Below are 18,008 nucleotides of genomic sequence, written 5' to 3'. Positions count from 1 at the left end.
GCACAACGAAATCCTTTCTGGGGTCTGCTACAGGGCGGCCAGGGCGGCCCGGATGTGCGGCACCAGGCGCGACGCCGAGGTGGGCGCCTCGCCGGGGCCCGGGTCGGCGGCCGACAACGCCGCCGCGCGCGCATGCACGAACGCCGCGGCGGCCGCCGCCTCGGCCGGCGGCAAGCCCGCCGCCAGCAACGCGCCGATCATCCCGGACAGCACGTCGCCGGAGCCGGCGGTGGCCGCCCACGACTGCCCGGCCGGATTGAGGTAGGCCGGTCCGCCCGGATCGGCGATGACCGTGACGTTGCCCTTGAGCAACACCGTGGCGCCGAACGCATCGGCCAGCCTGCGGCACGCACCCACCCGGTCATCACCGGGCGGACTACCCGCCAGCCGGGCGAATTCGCCGGCGTGCGGAGTCAAGACCGTCGGCGCGGCGCGGTTTTCCAGCAGCTCGGGGTGGGCTGCCAGGATGGTCAGCCCGTCGGCGTCCACGATCACCGGCAGGTCGGTCCCCAGCGCGAACCACAGCGCCGCGGCGCCGACATCGTCGGTGCCCAATCCGGGCCCGACGACCCAGGACTGCACCCGGCCGGCGGAGGCGGGACCGGTCGAGGCGATCACTTCGGGCCAGTGCGCGAGCACCTCGCGGTGCGCGCTGCCGGCGTAGCGCACCATGCCGGAGGTCGCCGCGACGGCGGCGCCGGTGCACAGCACGGCCGCGCCCGGATACGTCGACGACCCGGCCATCACGCCGGTGACACCCTGCGTGTACTTGTCGTCGCGGGGACCGGGTACCGGCCAGCGGGCGGCCACGTCGGCGGCGTCGAAGCCCAACACGTCGGTATCGGGCAGGTGGAGCCCGATGTCAACCAGCTTGACCCGACCGCAATCGGCCAGGGCGTGCACGGGCTTTAGCCCGCCGAAGGTGACGGTCAGCGCGGCGTGCACCGCGGGGCCGGTGATCGCCCCGGTCGTCGCGTCGATGCCGCTGGGGATGTCGACGGCGACCACCGGGATCCCGGCGTCGTCGACCGCGGCGAACACCTCGGCCGCGGCCGGTCGCAGCGCTCCGGACCCGGAGATGCCCACCACGCCGTCGATCACGAGATCCGTTGTCGGCGATACATTTTCGACAACACGACCCCCCGTCCGCCGAAAAGCCGCGAGGCCTCTGCGGTGGGCGCGCCCCGGGTTGAGCAGGATGGCGTCGACGGCCGCGCCGCGGCGACGCAGGAAGGTGGCCGCCCACAGCGCGTCACCACCGTTGTCTCCGGACCCGACGACCGCGCACACCCGGCGCCCGGCAACCCCGCCGGCGCGGGCGGTCAACTCGCCGATGACCTCGGTGGCCAGCCCGAAGGCCGCGCGCCGCATCAGCGCGCCGTCCGGCAGGCCGGCCAGCAGTGGCGCCTCGGCCTGGCGGATCGCGTCCACGGAGTAGTAGTGCCGCATCAGAGCCAGATTACGTGTCACCGTCGCGGTGTACAGCCGCGCTCGCCCGCTCGGGCATCCGGGGCGGCCGCACTATCACGAAGTGCCTTGGCGCGCAGAACTTTTCGCGACGGGCCGATGCCGGCATCAGGTCGGGGTCTCCGGAGGCACGCGATGGCGCGCCATGTCCCGCAGGCGCGCCGGACTCAGCTCGCTGCGCTTGGAGCGCGTGCGGGTCATCGGGTAGAAGCACAGGCCGATGAGGATCGAGGTGAAGTGCCCGATCGCGGTGAAGTTCAATTCGGCCCCCATCGTGATCAGGGGAAAACCGAAGATGACCAACAACACCCCGAGATAGCCCCAGCGCCAGGGACGGGCGATGTGGTAGGTCAGCACGGCCATCACGCCGACGAGGAAATAGCTGACCCCGATGTCGCGGGCGTGCACCAGTCGTTGCGGCGCGTCATGGTCCTCGATCGCGAAGTAGAGGATGCCTTCGCTGATGTAGGTGGCAAGGATGTGCGAGCTCAATCCCACAGTGAGCCAGCGCAGCTGGCCGAGCCAGTGTTCGGCCGGCGCGAGAAACAGGGTGAACAGCAGCAGGTAGGGCTCGAAGTTCTTGCCGTCGATCCACAGCAGGCTGGAGAACAGGACGTCGAGTGGGTCCCTGCCCAACTCGTGAATGTTGGTGGAACGGTGCAGCAGCACCGAGTGCAGTTCCCGGCCGGTGAGGTGGTTCTGGATGAACGTGGTGATCATCAGCACCAGCAACCAGCCGTAGGTCAGCGGCGCGCTGATGACGAAATGCCAGACCGCCAGCGTCATGCTGCGCACTCGTTGACGAACTGATGGACGCGCCACGACACCAACCTTCGCACGCGGAGCGGAATGCCGGACAACTTCGGCGGCAAACACGCCGCCGGCGATCGCCTACTTCGGCGGCGCCGGAGCCGGATCCGGCGGCGCGGGCACGGGTTTCAAATGCCGCCACCAGCAGCCGATGTAGAGAATCATCGAGACCGCCAGCGCGACGAGCACCCAGATGACGACGGTGATATCGACCCAGCTGCCAAATGGAGGCGAGCCGGGCAGCGCGTTCCGCAGCGGCACCACGGCGAACAGCATCGCCGCGTACCACGTCGTCATCGGGGGCTGAAAGGGCCGGCGGTTGCGCGCCGTTTGAATCGCCACGACCAGAGCCAGACTCGCGATGGTGATCAGCACCCCGAGGATGACGACGGCGAATGCCGCGGTGCTGAGCGAGCGCCGCACGTTCAGCCGGTAGGGACCGTCCGGCTGGGATCTGGTGGCGGACAGCCGCCACCCCGAGAGGTGATCGACGAAGGTGATCGGCACCCGGTCGGGTATCCGGTCGGTATCGGGGCCGTAGAAGATTTCGACCTCGATCGGCCCCGAGCGGTACTGATCGAAGGGCCAGCGCTCGATCTGGCCCGCGATGGTCAGCGGGACGGCCATCAGGCCGGGAAGCATGCCCTTGGTCCAGGTGTGCCGGGCGGGCATCGCGGCGGACCGCACTCGCAGGCTGAGATCGTCCTTGAGGTGGTGGGTCTTGGGGTCCACCAGGGCCGATCCGGGATTGAAGGCGAGGTTGACGGCGAGCACGCTGTTGTTGGACTGAATGTCCTCGACGTTGATGGTCGCCGACGGCTTATCGCCGTCGACGGTCGGCCTGGCCGCCTCCAGGCGCCGGCCGGTGCCGCTTTGCGCGTAGAGCGCGACCGCCGCCACGTACGCCGCGAGGATGAGGACGATCAGACCTACGACGCCGTACTTCGTGCCGGCCGATCGCATGCTGCCTCCCCTGCGGACGTCGGCCCAACCCAGCTGCCGCCAGTGCCGCCCCAGGGCAATGTAATGGATCGGCCGGGCGCCCGGCGGTGATACCGGTGAAGCGGCGCGAGCACAGCCCGCTTATTCGACCGTGACGGACTTGGCCAGGTTTCGCGGCTTGTCGACGTCGTAGCCGCGGGCCTGCGCCACCGACGCGGCGAACACCTGCAGCGGCACCGTAGACAGCAGCGGCTGCAAAAGCGTTGACACGGAAGGAATTTCGATCAAGTAGTCCGCGTACGGGCGCACGGTGTCATCGCCTTCCTCGGCGATCACGATGGTCACCGCACCGCGGGCCTGGATCTCGCGGATGTTGGACAGCAGCTTGGCGTGCAGCACCGCGGAGCCCTTGGGGGACGGCATGATGACGATCACCGGCAGGTCGTCTTCGATCAGCGCGATGGGGCCGTGCTTGAGCTCGCCGGCGGCGAACCCCTCGGCGTGCATGTACGCCAATTCCTTGAGCTTCAGCGCGCCTTCCAGCGCCACCGGATAGCCGACGTGGCGGCCCAGGAACAGCACCGTCGACGACTGGGCGAACTGATAAGCCAAGGCGGCCACGGGCTTGATCGTCGCGATGACCCGCGCGACGAGGTCCGGCATCGCTTCCAGCTCCTGGTATTCGCGCTGCACCTCGTCGGGGTACTTGGTGCCGCGGGCCTGCGCCAGCGCCAGCCCCACCAGATAGTTGGCGGTGATCTGCGCCAGGAACGTCTTGGTCGACGCCACCCCGATCTCCGGGCCGGCGCGGGTGTAGAGCACGGCGTCGCACTCGCGGGGAATCTGCGAGCCGTTGGTGTTGCAGATCGCCAAGACCTTCGCCTTCTGCTCCTTGGCGTGCCGGACCGCTTCGAGCGTGTCCGCGGTCTCGCCGGACTGCGAGATGGCCACCACCAGGGTGCTGCGGTCCAAAACCGGGTCGCGGTACCGGAATTCGCTGGCCAGTTCGACCTCGACCGGCAGCCGCGTCCAGTGCTCGATCGCGTACTTCGCCAGCAGGCCGGAGTGATACGCGGTGCCGCAGGCCACTACGAACACCTTGTCGATCTCGCGGAGCTCCTGATCGCTCAACCGCTGTTCGTCGAGGACGATGCGGCCGTCGACGAAGTGCCCCAGCAGGGTGTCGGCCACTGCGGCGGGCTGCTCGGCGATCTCCTTGAGCATGAAGTACTCGTAGCCGCCCTTTTCGGCGGCGGCCAGATCCCAGTCGATGTGAAACTCGCGGTACGCCCCGGGCCCCAGGTCGTCGTTGCCGTCGAAGTCGGTGATCCGGTAGCCGTCAGCGGTGATCACCACGGCCTGGTCCTGGCCGAGTTCGATGGCGTGGCGGGTGTGCGGGATGAAGGCGGCCACGTCGGAGCCGACGAACATCTCGCCGTCGCCGATGCCGATCACCAGCGGGGTGGAGCGGCGGGCGGCGACGATGGTCCCGGGGTCGTCGGCGCTCGCAAACACCAACGTGAAGTGGCCGTCCAGGCGGCGCAGCACCGCGAGCACCGACGCCACGAAATCGCCCGCCGTGGGACCGTGCCGGTATGCCTGCCCAACCAGATGCACCGCCACCTCCGTGTCGGTGTCGCTGGCAAACTCCACGCCCTGGCTCTCGAGCTCGTGGCGCAGGCCGGCGTAGTTCTCGATGATGCCGTTGTGGACCACGGCGATCTTGCCTGCCGCGTCACGGTGCGGGTGGGCGTTGCGGTCGGTGGGGCGTCCGTGGGTGGCCCACCGGGTGTGGCCCAGGCCGGTGGTCCCGGTCAGCGACGCGGCCGGCATCTCGGCGACCGCCGCTTCCAGGTTGGCCAGCCGGCCGGCACGACGGCTGACCGTCAGCGTGCCGGCCGGCTGGCCACTGCCGTCGACCAAAGCGATGCCCGACGAGTCGTAACCCCGGTACTCCATCCGGCGCAGCGCGGCCATGACGACCTCACAGGCGGGCTGCTGCCCGACGTAGCCGACGATTCCGCACATTCTGAACAGGGTAGTGCAGGTGAACCCCACCCCGCCCGTGCCGCACCCCCTCGCTGACGATGTCATTCACTCACTCGCCATAAACGTCGTGAATATTCTTCACCCGATGTATTCACGACGTTTTTTCCGGTGTCATGAACTGCGGTATATGTCGCCCTAGTATGCGAAACATCAGCAAATACCTCTGGGAGCCCGTCCGGTCACGGTTGTGCCACCCGACAGCGACGAAGCCGTGGTCATCGATGTACGTCACGCCTTTTGTCGGACAAACACCAGCTAAGCGGGCTACCTGGGAACGCCGCTATAGCCGAGCCGTGAATTCAATCTCCAGTCGTCGAATTACGCAACGAGTCCCTATCGAGTTGCGCAATTCCCGCCGGACCGCCCGCCGGGCGCCATGAGGAGGCAATCATGACCGTGATTCGCGACGACGATGTGATGTCCGTCTCTGTGGCGCCGGCGCCCCGGGAGACACCCCGGCAGACGCCCCGGCCGCGCCCGCAGCCGCCGGCCGGCGCGGGTAACCCCCTGACGGAGATGACCGCCCGGCTGTTATCCATCCCGTTGCACGAGATCTACGCGGCGCTGTGGCGGATGGGTGTGATGGAGGTCAGGGGCTGAAGGAACGCGCAGGGGCGGCCGCTTTCCTTGGCTTTCCTTGGCCCCCGGCGTCCGACTGGGATGCGCTAACGTCAACGCGTGGCCCGCACCCGCAAGCTCGTCGCAGCTCTCAGCCGCCGTGGTCCGCATCGAGTCTTGCGTGGTGACCTGGCCTTTGCCGGCCTACCGGGCGTGGTGTACACCCCCGAGGCGGGGCTGAATCTGCCCGGCGTGGCGTTCGGCCACGACTGGCTCGCCGGCGCGGCCCGGTATTCGAACCTGCTCGAGCATCTGGCGTCCTGGGGGATCGTGGCCGGGGCTCCCGACACCCAACGCGGGCTTGCTCCATCGGTGCTGAATTTCGCCTTCGATCTCGGCACCGCGCTGGACATCGTCTCGGGCGTGCGCCTGGGCCCCGGCAAGATCAGCGTGCATCCGGCCAAGCTGGGCGTGGCCGGTCACGGCTTCGGCGGCTCGGCGGCCGTGTTCGCCGCGGCGGGCATGCCGGCCAAACCCGCCGCGGTGGCCGCGATCTTCCCCAGCGTCACCACCCCGCCGGCCCAGCAGCCGGCCGCGACGCTGAAGGTTCCCGGGGTGATCTTCACCGCGCCTGGCGATCCGAAAACCCTGAACTCCAACGCGCTGGCGCTGGCCGACGCGTGGGACACGGCCACGCTGCGCATCGTCAGCAAGGCGCAACCCGGTGGGCTGGTGGAAGGCCGGCGGATGACCAAGGTGGTGGGGCTGGCCGGACCGCACCGGCGCACCCAACGGTCGGTTCGGGCGCTGCTGACCGGCTACCTGCTCTACACCCTGGGCGGCGATAAGGCGTATCGCGTCTTCGCAGACCCGCAAGCGCACCTGCAGGGCACGGATGCGATCGACCCCGAGGCCGAAGCGATCCCGTTGGAAGACAAGATCGTCGCGCTGCTGAAGTGAGACGGCGTGGCGGTGGGCTCCGGCCGGCGCGCCCGCGTGGTAAGTGTCTTGGATGCGAATCGGGATCGCTCTGAATTATTCGGGCGGCTTTCACGAGGCCGTCGACCGCGTGGTCGAACTCGAGAAGTCCGGCATCGAGGTGGTCGTGGTAGCCGAGGCGTATGCGTTCGACGCCATCAGCCAGCTGGGGTACCTGGCCGCCAAGACGAACACCGTCGAGTTGGCATCGGGGGTGCTGCCCATCTACATTCGCACTCCATCGCTGCTGGCGATGACGGCCGCGGGGCTGGATTACGTGTCCGACGGGCGATTCCGGCTCGGCATCGGCACGTCCGGCCCGCAGGTGATCGAAGGTTTTCACGGGGTGCCGTTCGACGCCCCGATCGGCCGCACCCGCGAGATCGTCGAGATCTGCCGCAAAGTGTGGCGCCGCGAACGCGTGCGGTACGACGGCAAGCATTACCAGCTCCCGCTGCCCGCAGACCGCGGAACGGGTTTGGGCAAGCCGCTCCAGCTGATCAATCACCCTGTGCGCGAACGTATTCCGGTCAGCATCGCCGCGCTGGGCCCCAAGAATGTGGAGCTCACCGCCGAAATCGCGGAGGGCTGGCAGCCCGTCTTCTACCTGCCGGACAAGGCCGACTCGATCTGGGGCGAGCCGCTGGCGGCCGGCGCCGCCAAGCGTGATCCCGCGCTGGGACCGCTCGATGTGATGGTGCACGCGTCGTTGGCCATCGGCGACAACGTCGACGAGCGGCTGGCCTGGGTCAAGCCGCAACTGGGCCTCTACATCGGCGGGATGGGCGCCAAAGGCCGCAATTTCTATCACAATCTGGCGACGCGGTATGGGTACGGCGAAGTCGCCGACCGGATTCAGGAGCTGTACCTGTCCGGCCGCAAACGGGAGGCCATCGACGCGGTGCCCGACGAACTGGTGCGCGGCATGTCGCTGATCGGCCCGCGCGGATATGTCGCCGAGCGGATGGCTGCCTTCGCCGAGGCCGGTGTGACCACGCTGCTGTTGAACCCGCTGGCCGGCGACGGCACCGAAGCCATCCGCCTTGTCGAGGAAGCGCTGAAGCTGCAGCCCTGACGTCACTGCCCCACCTGCGGAACCTGGTCGGCGGCGATTTCACACGGTGTTTTTCCCTCGTCGGCCGCGGGCGCCGGCGCGCTGACGGGGTCGGCGGGAGGTGCGGGCGGGCCCGGTGCCGGTGTGTCGGCCGGCGGTGGCGGCCCGGCCGGTTGGCCCTCGACGGGCTGGGCCCGGTCGGCCTGGGCGGGATCGCCGGCGGTCTGGTCGACGGCTTGGTCGTCGACGGCCGTGCCGACGGGATCTTCTGGCCGGAAAGGCTTTTCGCCGGCATCGTCGGTGTCGTCGCTGTCACTGGCGTCGTTGCCGTCACCGGCGTCGTCGAAGGCGTTCGCGGCGTCGTTTAGCGGGTCGGTACCGTCCAGCCCGTCACCCGCGGATCCGATCAGCCCGCCCACCGCTTCGACGATTCGGCCGGCCAGCCCGAGCAGGCCACCGCCGCCGCCGAGACCACCGGTCGGCGCATCCAGGGCATCGCCAAGTCCACCTCCCCAGTCCGCGGGCGGCGGGGCGCCGACCGGCTGCGGGGGCAACGGCGACGGCGGAGGCGGAGGCGGAGGCACCGAATCCGGTGCGGCACTGGCCGGATCGGGCACGGCGGCGGTCAGCGTCGGCGCGGGATCCGCCAACGGTATGGCCGCGGCGGCCACCGGCGCGGCGAGTTGCACCGGCGCGACGCCGGCCCCGAGATCACCGGGAAGTTCGAAGCACGCCGTCGGGACGGCGGTCATCTTGTCGACGACCATGGCGTAGGACGTCTCGACGCCCTCCGAGGTGGACCGCATCGCCGTCAACCAATCGGTACGAATGTCGTTGTCCACGTAAGGGATTACCTGCTGGCGCACGATGTCGGCCGCACCGTCCCGGTCCCCCGCCAGCACCGCGGCGGCGGCGGCCAGCCACGGCGGCCGCTGCGCGCAGACGCGGTCGTCGACGGCGACGGCGGTCACCGCCTTCGAATCGACCAGATACCACAGGTTGTCGCGCAGCGACTCACACCGCTGGGCCGCCGCGCGCAGCTCGGTGGCAACGGCCTCCGCAGTGTCGCAGTGCCGCTGCAGCAGCTGCACCGCGGCGTCCCCGCCCGGACCCGTCCACGCCGCGGCCAGCTCGGCTACCTGGGCGCGCTGCATCCGCAGCGCTTCACCCGCCAGCACTCCCGCCGCACGCAGCTCCGCACAGTCGCGGTCCAGCGCGCGCAGGTCCAGGCCGTCCTCGCCCGCATACCATTCGCGGACCTGCGCGGGATGCGTTGTCAGATCTGGGTTTTGGTAACCCAATGCGTGGCAGGCCCGCACATAGGTCTGGGTGCTTTCGACGGCCGCGCGGCCCTCGGCGAGGCGCGCGGCCACATCCAATCGGTCGGCCACCGGTCAGGCGATCCGCGCCGCGGCATAGAGTTCGGCGTCGGCGTAGCGCTCGGCGCTCGACCGCAGTGCGGCGCCGATCTCGGCCGACGCGCGCGACCACTGCGACACCTGGATCACCAGGCGTTCCAACTCGACACGCAGCGCGTCGCCGCGCGCGGCATGCGTCCGCCCGGCGCCGGACCCGCCGAAGGACAGCCTGGACAAGTGGTCGCTGACCGCGCGGTCGACCAAGTCGGCCGCCAGCGCGAATTGATTAGCGACCCGCTGCGTCGCCGCGACGTCGACCTGCGTGGCAGCGATGGCTACGGGGCGGGCGCCCCCAATGAATTTCATGCTTTGTCCGACGCCCCCGGGGGCCACGGGGTTCCGAGCGGACCGGGATCAGCGCGCGTCGCTGACGGCGTCGGCGACCCGGGCGGCGATCCGCGCGGCGATGTCCTTCTCGGGCGCTTCCACCATGACGCGGATCATCGGCTCGGTTCCGGAGGGGCGCAACAAGATTCGACCGGTGTCGCCCAGCTCCTCCTCGGCCTGCCCGACGGCGCTGCGCACCGCGGGCGCGCTGGCGGCGGTGTCCTTGTCGGTGACGGTGACGTTGATCAGCACCTGCGGCAGCGTCTGCATCGCCGAGGCCAGGTCGGCCAGCGACGCGCCGGTCTGCACCATGCGGGTCATCAGCCGCAGGCCGGTGACGATGCCGTCTCCGGTCGAGCCCAGCGCGGGCATCACGATGTGCCCGGACTGCTCGCCGCCCAGGCTGTAGTCGCCGGCCCGCAATTCCTCCACGACGTAGCGGTCGCCAACGCCGGTGGTGCGCACCGTGATTCCGGCCGAGCGCATGGCCAGATGCAGCCCCAGGTTGCTCATCACGGTGGTCACCAGCGTCTTGGATGCGAGCTCGTCGGCCTCGTGCATCGCGAGCGCGAGCACCACCATGATGTGGTCGCCGTCCACCAGTTTGCCGTCGGCGTCGACGGCCAGGCAGCGGTCGGCGTCGCCGTCGTGGGCCACACCCAGATCGGCGCGGTGGGCGACCACGGCCGCGCGCAGCGAATCCAGGTGCGTCGAGCCGCAGTTGTCGTTGATGTTCAGGCCGTTGGGGTCGGCGTTGATCGCGATCACGCGGGCACCGGCCGCGCGGTAGGCGCGCGGGGCCACCGTGGCGGCGGCGCCGTGGGCGCAGTCCACCACCACGGTCAGCCCGTCCAGGCGCAGCGTGCTGGCCTTGCTCAGGTGGCGCAGGTAGCGGGCGGCCGCGTCCTCGGCGTCGATGACCCGCCCGATTCCGGCGCCGACTTCACGGAGTCCGGGATCGACGGGGGCTCCGGCGACCATCGCCTCGATGTCGTTCTCGGTGCCGTCGTCGAGCTTGCGGCCGCCGGCGCCGAAGATCTTGATGCCGTTGTCGGGCATCGGGTTGTGCGAGGCGGAGATCATCACCCCGAAGTCCGCGTCGTAAGCACCGGTCAGGTAGGCCACCGCGGGGGTGGGCAGCACCCCGACACGCAGCGCGTCGACGCCCTGGCTGGTCAGCCCGGCGATCACCGCGGCCTCCAGCATCTCGCCGCTGGCCCGCGGGTCGCGGCCGATCACCGCGACCCGGCGGCCCGGTGCCGGCGCGCTCGCCAGGCGCCGCGCCGCCGCCGAACCCAGCGCGAGCGCCAGCTCGGCGGTCAACTCGCGATTGGCGACCCCACGGACACCGTCGGTGCCGAATAGTCGACCCATGCGACCAAACCTCTCACAGTTGTCGGGCTAGCACCTAACTTGCCCGTTCCTTTGTGAACGAAACCGGCCGCGTCGGGGCGCAGACACGCCGCGACCGGCCACAACTTGTGCTCCACGATGCCAAGTTGTGGCCGGATAGCGACTGGCGATCAGCGCTTGCTGTACTGAGGCGCCTTGCGGGCCTTCTTCAGGCCGTACTTCTTGCGCTCGGTGGCACGCGGGTCACGGGTGAGGAAGCCGGCCTTCTTCAGCGGCGGCCGATCCTCGGGCTGGGCCAGGATGAGCGCCCGGGCGATGCCCAGCCTCAGCGCGCCGGCCTGCCCCGAGGGGCCGCCGCCGTGCAGCAGCGCGTAGATGTCGAAGCTCTCCACCCGGTCGACGGTGACCAGCGGGGCCTTGATGAGCTGCTGGTGCACCTTGTTGGGGAAGTAGCCCTCCAGCGTGCGGCCGTTCAGGTTGAACTTGCCGGTGCCGGGCACCAGGCGCACCCGCACCACGGCCTCCTTGCGGCGCCCGACCGTCTGGATGGGCCGGTCGAACACGAAGGGCTCGGCGGGTGCGGCGGCCTCGGCGGCCTCCACCGGGGCCTCGGTCACTTCCGCGATGACCTCGATGGTCTCGGCGACTTCTGGGATTTCCGGGTTCTCCGGGGCCTCGGTCGTTTCGGTCACTGGGCCACCTGCTTGATCTCGTACGGAACGGGCTGTTGTGCGACGTGCGGGTGCGTCGGACCGGCGTAGACGTGCAGCTTGCGCGAGATCTGCCGGGCCAGCTTGTTCTTGGGCAGCATGCCGACGATCGCGTCTTCCACGACGCGGTCGGGGTGCTTGTCCATCAGCTCGCGGATGGTTCGGCTGCTCAGACCGCCGGGATACCCCGAGTGGCGGTAAGCCAGCTTCTTGTCCAGCTTCTGGCCGCTGAAGGCGACCTTGTCGGCGTTGATGACGATGACGAAGTCACCGCCGTCGACATTGGGGGTGAACGTCGGCTTGTGCTTGCCGCGCAGCAGGGTGGCCGCCGCGACGGCAAGGCGGCCAAGCACCACGTCCGTGGCGTCGATGACGTGCCACGACCTCGTGGTGTCACCCGCCTTTGGCGTGTACGTAGGCACAGCGCTTACCTTCTCTTCTCGAGGTGGATCCCGGTGTGAAACCGGGGGCCGGTCAGGCGATCGCGGCGGGGCTTGGTCTCGGCGACCGACATTGACCCGAGGCCCCGGCGTTCCGCACGCCAACGGAGCAGCTTACCGACCACCATCCCCGCAGGTCAAAATGACGGTGTGGCCCCGGCGGCTCTCCTCCGCCAGGGCCACACGGTCTCACGGCGCGGCTACCTCCGCGCGGTGGTCTCTTCGGCCGCTACCGCGCCCAGGCGCCGGCGGCCCGGCGGTCGGCGTCGGCGACCTCGTCGGCACCGGCGCGCACGGCGTTTCCGAGGGCGGCCAGCATCTCGTTGAGCGCGGTCGCCGATTGGTGCCAGGTGAGCTGCTCGGCCTGGTAGGCCGCGGCCGCTTCGCTGGTCCAGAGCTGGCGCAGCGGCGCGATGTGCGATCTCAGCTCGTCCAGCGCGGCATTGAGGCGGCCCGACGTGGCGTGGATCTCCTGACGAACGGTGTGTTCGATCTCGCCGAAGTTGTAGGAAAGCACGTGGTCCACGGGATCCTCCCTCGTCACAGGTCCCCGCCGGCGGCGGCGATCTGCTGTGCATGGTTTTCGCCGGCCTCCTGGAGGATGGCCGCGTTGTGCCGGATGGTCTCGGCGATGGTGTGCAGCGCGTGATAGAGCCGCACCGACTCCGCGTTCCAGCGATCCATCACGTCTTTGAAGCGCGCGGCGGCCGGCCCGCCCCACGCCGACGGCGGCACACCGTTCATGCGCCCGGCGAATGCCTGCAGCATCGCCCTGATCTCTTCGTTGCGGGCGTCGGTGGTGTTCGCCACCGACCGCATCATTTCGAGGTCGGTGCTCAGTGCGTTCGATGCAGCCATACCCATTACGACCCTCGCGGCGGTGCTGCGGTTCCACGAACCCTCATCCGATCGCGTGAGCGGATCGCACGGCCTGGTCGCAGGCGTCGCGGACGGCGTCTTCGTCGCCGGCCCGGCTTTGGCAGCCGATGCTGATCCGCACCGGGCCGTCCAGGAGCACCGTCCAGCGCACATGATGACCGGGGCGCACCTCGCGGTACGTCACCGCCGCCCGGCCGGCGCTGGTACCGGACGGGTTGAAGTCGACGAACACCCCGGGGGCCTCGGCGTCGATCGCGTGCTTCAGCCGCCCGGCGGCGGCGCTCAGCGTCTCGCCGGCGACCGGTGACTGGGTGATGTGCAAGGCCAGCTCGGGATCCGCCCGCGACGTCACCTGTACCCGGGCCGAGCCCGGTCCGCTGATCACCCGCTGCGCCGCCCAGGCCGACGGCACCGTCAGCGCCACCCGGCCTTCGACCAACGACGTGGTGGCCGCGGTTTCCACCGGATGCGGCGCCACCGCACCGGGCCGCCCGGTCGTCAGCGCGGCCGGCGCGGCCGCCGCGACCACGATCGCGCCCGCGACGAGCCCGCTCAGCGTCCGGCCGCTCGTCCGTCCGGTGCAGGTAGCCGCCGCGACCCGCGGTGGCTCGCCGGCCGCGGGGTGGGCCGACCGCGCGAGGCCGGCCAACCGAATGTCGTTGATTTCCAAGATGTCTGGGACGTTCTGTCCATCCGCGCGTACCGCCCCGGCAATCAGCCCGGCCAGCGCGGGCGCACCGGCGACGGCGGTGGGGCCGTCGATCAGCACAGCGTCGGGCGTCATCGCCGCGACGGCGCCTGCGACGTGGCGGGCGACGGACCGCGGTTCGGCCGTGCGCGGCACCGCCGTCACGCAGCGCCCGGTGATCGCCACCAGCCGCTCGGCGATCTCGACCACCGCCGTCGCCTCGGGCGCGGCGCTACAGGCCCGCCTCAGCAGCGACGACCGCGTCCGCGACCGGCCTGCGACGGCCGCAGCGGCCGCGCTCACCACGGCCACGCGCGGCGCCGGCCACCACGACGGATGCACGACGACCGTGCCGTCGCGGTGACCGCGGGACGCCGCTCGCAACGCGGCCTCCCACAGTGCGCCGACGGCCACCGGCCGCTCCCCCACCAACGCCACCCGGTCGTCGATCGCCTCCAGCGCCCCGCGCGCGACGTCGGCCATCTCGCCGTCGGCGACGGTGCCTGTGGCGCAACATAACCGGCGGATCGCGCCGGGGCCGGCCGCGATGACGGCGGGGTGCTCGCTCACGGTGGGCTCCACGCCACCTGGACCACTTCCCCGTCACCGGCGCGAGTGGTCAGGACACCGCGGCCCGGCGGAAACCGCACCGGCGCAACAGAACCGAACGACGCACCCGGCGCGGGACAACCGCTCATCGCCAGTGAGGCGCAACCGAGGTCGCACAGGCTTGCCAACATCGGCTCGAACATCGCGCGCTCGAAGCCGCCGCTGCGGCGGGCGACGATCAGATGCAACCCGAGATCGGCCGCGTAGGGCAAGAATTCACCGATCGGCGCCAGCGGATTGCCCGTGGGAGCGCTGACCAGGTCGTAGTCGTCGACGACGACATACAGGTCCGGTCCCGACCACCAGGAGCGACTGCGCAACTCGGCCTGGCTGGCGTCGGGCGGCGGCATCCGCACCCGCAGGGCCTCGAGCAGGTCCGGCAGCAACACGGCCAGCGCGGCCGGCGACATGGCGTAGCCGGTGAGATGTTCCGACTCGACGACACCGAGCAGCGCGCGCCGAAAATCGACGATCAACAGCCGGGCCTGCGCGGGCGTCTCGGTGCGGACGATCTCGCGGCACAACGTGCGTAGCGTCGCCGTCTTCCCGCACTCGTTGTCGCCGACAACGAGCAGATGATCACGATGTGCGAAATCAAGTGTGACGGGCTGCAATTCGCGCTCGCCCAGACCGAGCAGCACCGCTGTGCCGACCCGGCGCACCACGGCCTCGCGATCCACGCGCACGGGCAGCAGCGGAATCGGCGGAGCAACCGATTCGCCCGCGGGCACCTCGGCGTCGGGCCGGGCGATCACCATGTGCAGACCCTCGGGGGAAAGACCACGGCCCGGGCTGTCGCGTGGAACGTGCTGCGCGGCCCTGCGGTCGATCTCGGAGTCGGCCGGGTCGCCCAGCCGCAACTCGATCCGCATACCGATCTGGTCCCGCAGCGAGGGGCGCACCTGCGCCCACCGCGATGCGCACAACACCACATGCACGCCGTACGAAAGCCCTTGGGCCGCCAGCGCGGTGACGGACTCCTCCAGCTCTTCGAATTCCTGGCGCAGGCTTGCCCACCCGTCAATCACGAGAAACACGTCACCGAACGGATCGTTCGAGGTGCCGACGTCCCCGCGCCGCTGTCGGTATTGGGCGATCGACGCGATGCGCTCCTCGCGGAACATGACTTCACGGCGACGCACGACCGACTGGCATTCCGCGACTATCCGACCCGCCAGCCGCGGTTCCGCGCGCCCCGCCACCGCACCCACATGCGGCAGCGACTGCACCGCCGCCAGCGCGCCACCACCCAAGTCGAGGCAGTAGAACTGGACCTGCCGGGGACCATGCGTGGCAGCCAGGGCCGTGATCAGCGTGCGCAGCGCCGTCGACTTCCCCGATCGAGGCGCGCCGACGACCGCCAGATTCCCCGCGCCGCCAGATAAATCGACCATCAGCGGCTCCCGGCACTGGTCGAGCGGTCGGTCAACAATGCCGATGGGCACCGTCAGGCCGCCCGGCGCGCACGCGACGTCGGCCAGCACGGTGTGCAGCGCCGGCGCAGGTCCGAGCGGAGGCAGCCACACCCGGTGCGCGGGCGGTCCCTGGCCGGACAACCGGGCCAGCACGGCGCTCGCGACGGTTCGTTCGGGCGTCGCGCTCACCTCGACGGCGCGGCCGACCGCGCCCGATACCCGGGTGCCGAACGGCCGCACCGCAGGCGCCGCCACGTCGTGCGTGGCGGCGCGGGTGATGATCGGCAGCGGCGCCGAGACCGACGCGGCCTGGAAGCGAATCGGTTCGCCGCCGCCGCTGCGCAGGAAGCCGGCGCCGGGGGCACTCGGCAACAGGTACGCGTCCAGACTTCCCAGCACGGTGTGAGATTCGGCGGCGGACAGCGTTTTCAGGCACACCCGATACGACAGGTGAGCCTCCAGTCCGCGCAGCCTGCCCTCGTCGAGGCGCTGGCTGGCCAGCAGGAGGTGCATGCCCAGCGAGCGGCCGACGCGGCCGATCGCGGCGAACATGTCGGCGAAGTCGGGATGCCGGCCGATCAGTTCGGAGAATTCGTCGACGACGATGAACAGCGTGGGTAGCGGGGGCAACGCCGCGACGCCGCGCGCCCGCCCGTACGCCGCGACGCCGGCGCAACCCGCGGTCCGCAGCAGGTGTTGGCGGCGGCTCATCTCACCGGTGAGCGCGTCGCGCATCCGCGCCACCAGCGGCGCGTCGTCGGCCAGGTTGGTGATCACCGCGGCCACGTGTGGGGCATGTGCGTAGTCGAGAAAGGCTGCGCCGCCTTTGAAGTCGATGAGCAGCAGGTTGAGCGTCTCCGGCGAGTTGTGCGTCATCATACCCAGCGCGATGGTGCGCAACAGCTCTGATTTGCCCGACCCGGTCGCGCCGATGCACAGGCCATGCGGACCGATGCCACCTTCGGCCGGCTCTTTGATGTCCAGCTCGAGGGGGGCGCCCCCGGCCGTGGTTCCGATGGGCACGCGGAATCGGTCGCGGCCCGGTCGACGGCGCCACACGGCGACCGGGTCGAAGCGGTCCGGATCGGAAATCCCGCTCAGCTCCGACCAATTCGGGGCGGCGCCGCCGGCGCGGGCGGTGCGCGGATAGTGCCCGGCCAGCCGGCGCGCACATGTCAGCGCGTCGATGGGCGCCAGCCGGTCGGGGCGCCAGTCCGAGGGCGGCTGCGCGGGCGCCCGGATTGTCAGCGGTGCGCCGGGTGGGCCGGCGCCGACCCCGATCGTGGTCGCGCCGCTGATCGGATCGGCCCCCGAGGCCAGGTCGGTGATTACCACCAGTTCGGGGCCGTGCACGGCGGCAAGGGCATGGGCGGCCTGCGCCGCGCTCGGGTAGACCATCCGCACCGGGCCGGCCTCATCGATGTGCAACGGATGCTGGTTGTGCGGAAGCCATTTCAGCCAGTCCCAGTCGGCGCGATTCCGGTCGTCGACGACGGCCGCGATCAGCACCCGATCGGGTGCATGCAGTACGGCGAGTTGGCAGACGATCGCACGCAGCAGCCCGCGGGCCGCGCCCGGATCGCCGTCGATCGTCGCGAGCGTGCCCGCCCGCAGGCCGATCGTGACTGGGGCGTGGATCGTCGAATGCCGTTGCAGGAACTGCCGTAGCGCCATGTCGGTGACCGGGTCGCGCAGCTCCTCCGGCGGAAGCTGCGGCGCGACCAGGCGCCGGGTCAGGGGTCGGCTTCCCGTCCCCACCCGGGCGAGCCCGAAATCGGGGTCGGCCCGCTGCCGCTCCCACATCCGCGGACCGCCGATCAACGTCCATAGGGTGTCCGGGTCGGGATCGCGAGCGATCGCCGAACGATGCTGCGCCACAGCTATTTCAGATACGGCCACCGCCAGCCCGCGCAGATATTCGAGATAGCCGTCACGGTCGGCGTCGACCCCGCCGCGCCCGCGGGCACGACCGGTCAGCCCCGTCACCGCGGCCGACACGAGCATCGTCAGCGGGAACGCCAGGAACATCGGGCTGTGGGCCACGCCGGTCCCGGTGGTGAAGACCGCGGCCATGACGCCCATGCACAGCAGGGAAAGCCCCAGCGGCAGCAGCCGTGGCAGCATGCCCGCCGTCGATGGCGCCGGAAGGTCCGGCGGCGCCTCGACAACGATGTCCGCAGCCGGAAGCTGCGGTACCGCCGGCGCGACAGCCTGGGTCACCTCGTCCCCTTCCCGTGCGACGACGTTAAGCAGCGCCCGCAACGGCGACAAGTCACCTGTGGACAACCGGATCCCGCACCCGGCGGACCTG

At 70.4% G+C, this 18,008-nt stretch carries 16 protein-coding genes; 3 read left to right on the top strand and 13 right to left on the bottom strand.

Annotated elements, in window-relative coordinates; genetic code table 11:
* Positions 1-27 precede the first annotated feature (27 nt).
* The 4 genes from OQ789_RS04125 to glmS form a co-directional block, all read right to left on the bottom strand.
* Positions 28-1,449 (bottom strand): NAD(P)H-hydrate dehydratase, encoded by a 1,422-nt coding sequence (locus tag OQ789_RS04125; RefSeq protein WP_324683854.1) that lies wholly within the window; start codon positions 1,447-1,449, stop codon positions 28-30.
* Positions 1,450-1,575: 126 nt separating this feature from the next.
* Entirely contained in the window at positions 1,576-2,289 is a 714-nt protein-coding gene (locus OQ789_RS04120; RefSeq protein WP_324683694.1) for a rhomboid-like protein, read from the bottom strand.
* A 69-nt stretch (positions 2,290-2,358) separates the two neighbouring features.
* Positions 2,359-3,240 (bottom strand): DUF4436 domain-containing protein, encoded by an 882-nt coding sequence (locus OQ789_RS04115; RefSeq protein WP_324683693.1) that lies wholly within the window; start codon positions 3,238-3,240, stop codon positions 2,359-2,361.
* Positions 3,241-3,360: 120 nt separating this feature from the next.
* Positions 3,361-5,247 (bottom strand): glutamine--fructose-6-phosphate transaminase (isomerizing), encoded by a 1,887-nt coding sequence (glmS, locus tag OQ789_RS04110; protein ID WP_324683692.1) that lies wholly within the window; start codon positions 5,245-5,247, stop codon positions 3,361-3,363.
* Positions 5,248-5,658: 411 nt separating this feature from the next.
* On the opposite strand from glmS, the gene OQ789_RS04105 reads away from it, so the two are divergent.
* The 3 genes from OQ789_RS04105 to OQ789_RS04095 all read left to right on the top strand — a co-directional run bounded on the left by OQ789_RS04105 (position 5,659) and on the right by OQ789_RS04095 (position 7,879).
* Positions 5,659-5,868 carry an Rv1535 family protein gene (locus tag OQ789_RS04105; RefSeq protein WP_324683691.1) on the top strand — a complete coding sequence of 70 codons (210 nt, stop codon included), beginning with the start codon at positions 5,659-5,661 and terminating at the stop codon, positions 5,866-5,868.
* A gap of 78 nt (positions 5,869-5,946) precedes the next feature.
* Positions 5,947-6,786, top strand: coding sequence for a hypothetical protein (locus OQ789_RS04100; protein ID WP_324683690.1), 840 nt, complete (start codon positions 5,947-5,949; stop codon positions 6,784-6,786).
* 52 nt (positions 6,787-6,838) lie between these two features.
* Positions 6,839-7,879, top strand: a complete 1,041-nt coding sequence (locus tag OQ789_RS04095) for an LLM class F420-dependent oxidoreductase (protein WP_324683688.1) — start codon at positions 6,839-6,841, stop codon at positions 7,877-7,879.
* A 2-nt stretch (positions 7,880-7,881) separates the two neighbouring features.
* Here the strand turns inward: OQ789_RS04095 and OQ789_RS04090 are convergent, their stop codons facing one another.
* The 9 genes from OQ789_RS04090 to eccCa all read right to left on the bottom strand — a co-directional run bounded on the left by OQ789_RS04090 (position 7,882) and on the right by eccCa (position 17,917).
* On the bottom strand, positions 7,882-9,249 hold the full coding sequence (locus OQ789_RS04090; protein ID WP_324683687.1) for a hypothetical protein: 1,368 nt from the start codon (positions 9,247-9,249) through the stop codon (positions 7,882-7,884).
* 3 nt (positions 9,250-9,252) lie between these two features.
* The gene (locus OQ789_RS04085; RefSeq protein ID WP_324683686.1) at positions 9,253-9,582 is read right to left on the bottom strand and encodes a hypothetical protein; all 330 of its coding nucleotides are present in this window, start codon (positions 9,580-9,582) and stop codon (positions 9,253-9,255) included.
* Positions 9,583-9,630: 48 nt separating this feature from the next.
* Complete coding sequence (gene glmM, locus OQ789_RS04080) at positions 9,631-10,977, bottom strand: phosphoglucosamine mutase (protein ID WP_324683685.1); 1,347 nt, start codon at positions 10,975-10,977, stop codon at positions 9,631-9,633.
* Between the two features lie 149 nt (positions 10,978-11,126).
* On the bottom strand, positions 11,127-11,582 hold the full coding sequence (gene rpsI, locus OQ789_RS04075; protein WP_420716038.1) for a 30S ribosomal protein S9: 456 nt from the start codon (positions 11,580-11,582) through the stop codon (positions 11,127-11,129).
* A 62-nt stretch (positions 11,583-11,644) separates the two neighbouring features.
* Positions 11,645-12,088: a 50S ribosomal protein L13 gene (rplM, locus tag OQ789_RS04070; RefSeq protein ID WP_324683684.1), complete on the bottom strand. Its 444-nt coding sequence runs from the start codon at positions 12,086-12,088 to the stop codon at positions 11,645-11,647.
* Between the two features lie 247 nt (positions 12,089-12,335).
* Positions 12,336-12,632 (bottom strand): WXG100 family type VII secretion target, encoded by a 297-nt coding sequence (locus tag OQ789_RS04065; RefSeq protein WP_324683682.1) that lies wholly within the window; start codon positions 12,630-12,632, stop codon positions 12,336-12,338.
* Positions 12,633-12,646: 14 nt separating this feature from the next.
* Positions 12,647-12,964, bottom strand: coding sequence for a WXG100 family type VII secretion target (locus tag OQ789_RS04060; RefSeq protein WP_324683681.1), 318 nt, complete (start codon positions 12,962-12,964; stop codon positions 12,647-12,649).
* Positions 12,965-13,007: 43 nt separating this feature from the next.
* Positions 13,008-14,243: a type VII secretion-associated protein gene (locus OQ789_RS04055; RefSeq protein WP_324683680.1), complete on the bottom strand. Its 1,236-nt coding sequence runs from the start codon at positions 14,241-14,243 to the stop codon at positions 13,008-13,010.
* Positions 14,240-17,917 carry a type VII secretion protein EccCa gene (eccCa, locus tag OQ789_RS04050; protein ID WP_324683679.1) on the bottom strand — a complete coding sequence of 1,226 codons (3,678 nt, stop codon included), beginning with the start codon at positions 17,915-17,917 and terminating at the stop codon, positions 14,240-14,242. Before eccCa ends, OQ789_RS04055 begins: the two co-directional genes overlap by 4 nt.
* Between the last annotated feature and the right edge of the window lie 91 nt (positions 17,918-18,008).

The sequence above is a fragment of the Mycobacterium sp. 94-17 genome, assembly GCF_035617725.1.
In the GTDB taxonomy this organism is placed as follows: Bacteria; Actinomycetota; Actinomycetes; order Mycobacteriales; family Mycobacteriaceae; genus Mycobacterium.
This window is presented reverse-complemented; position numbering and strand designations above follow the sequence as displayed.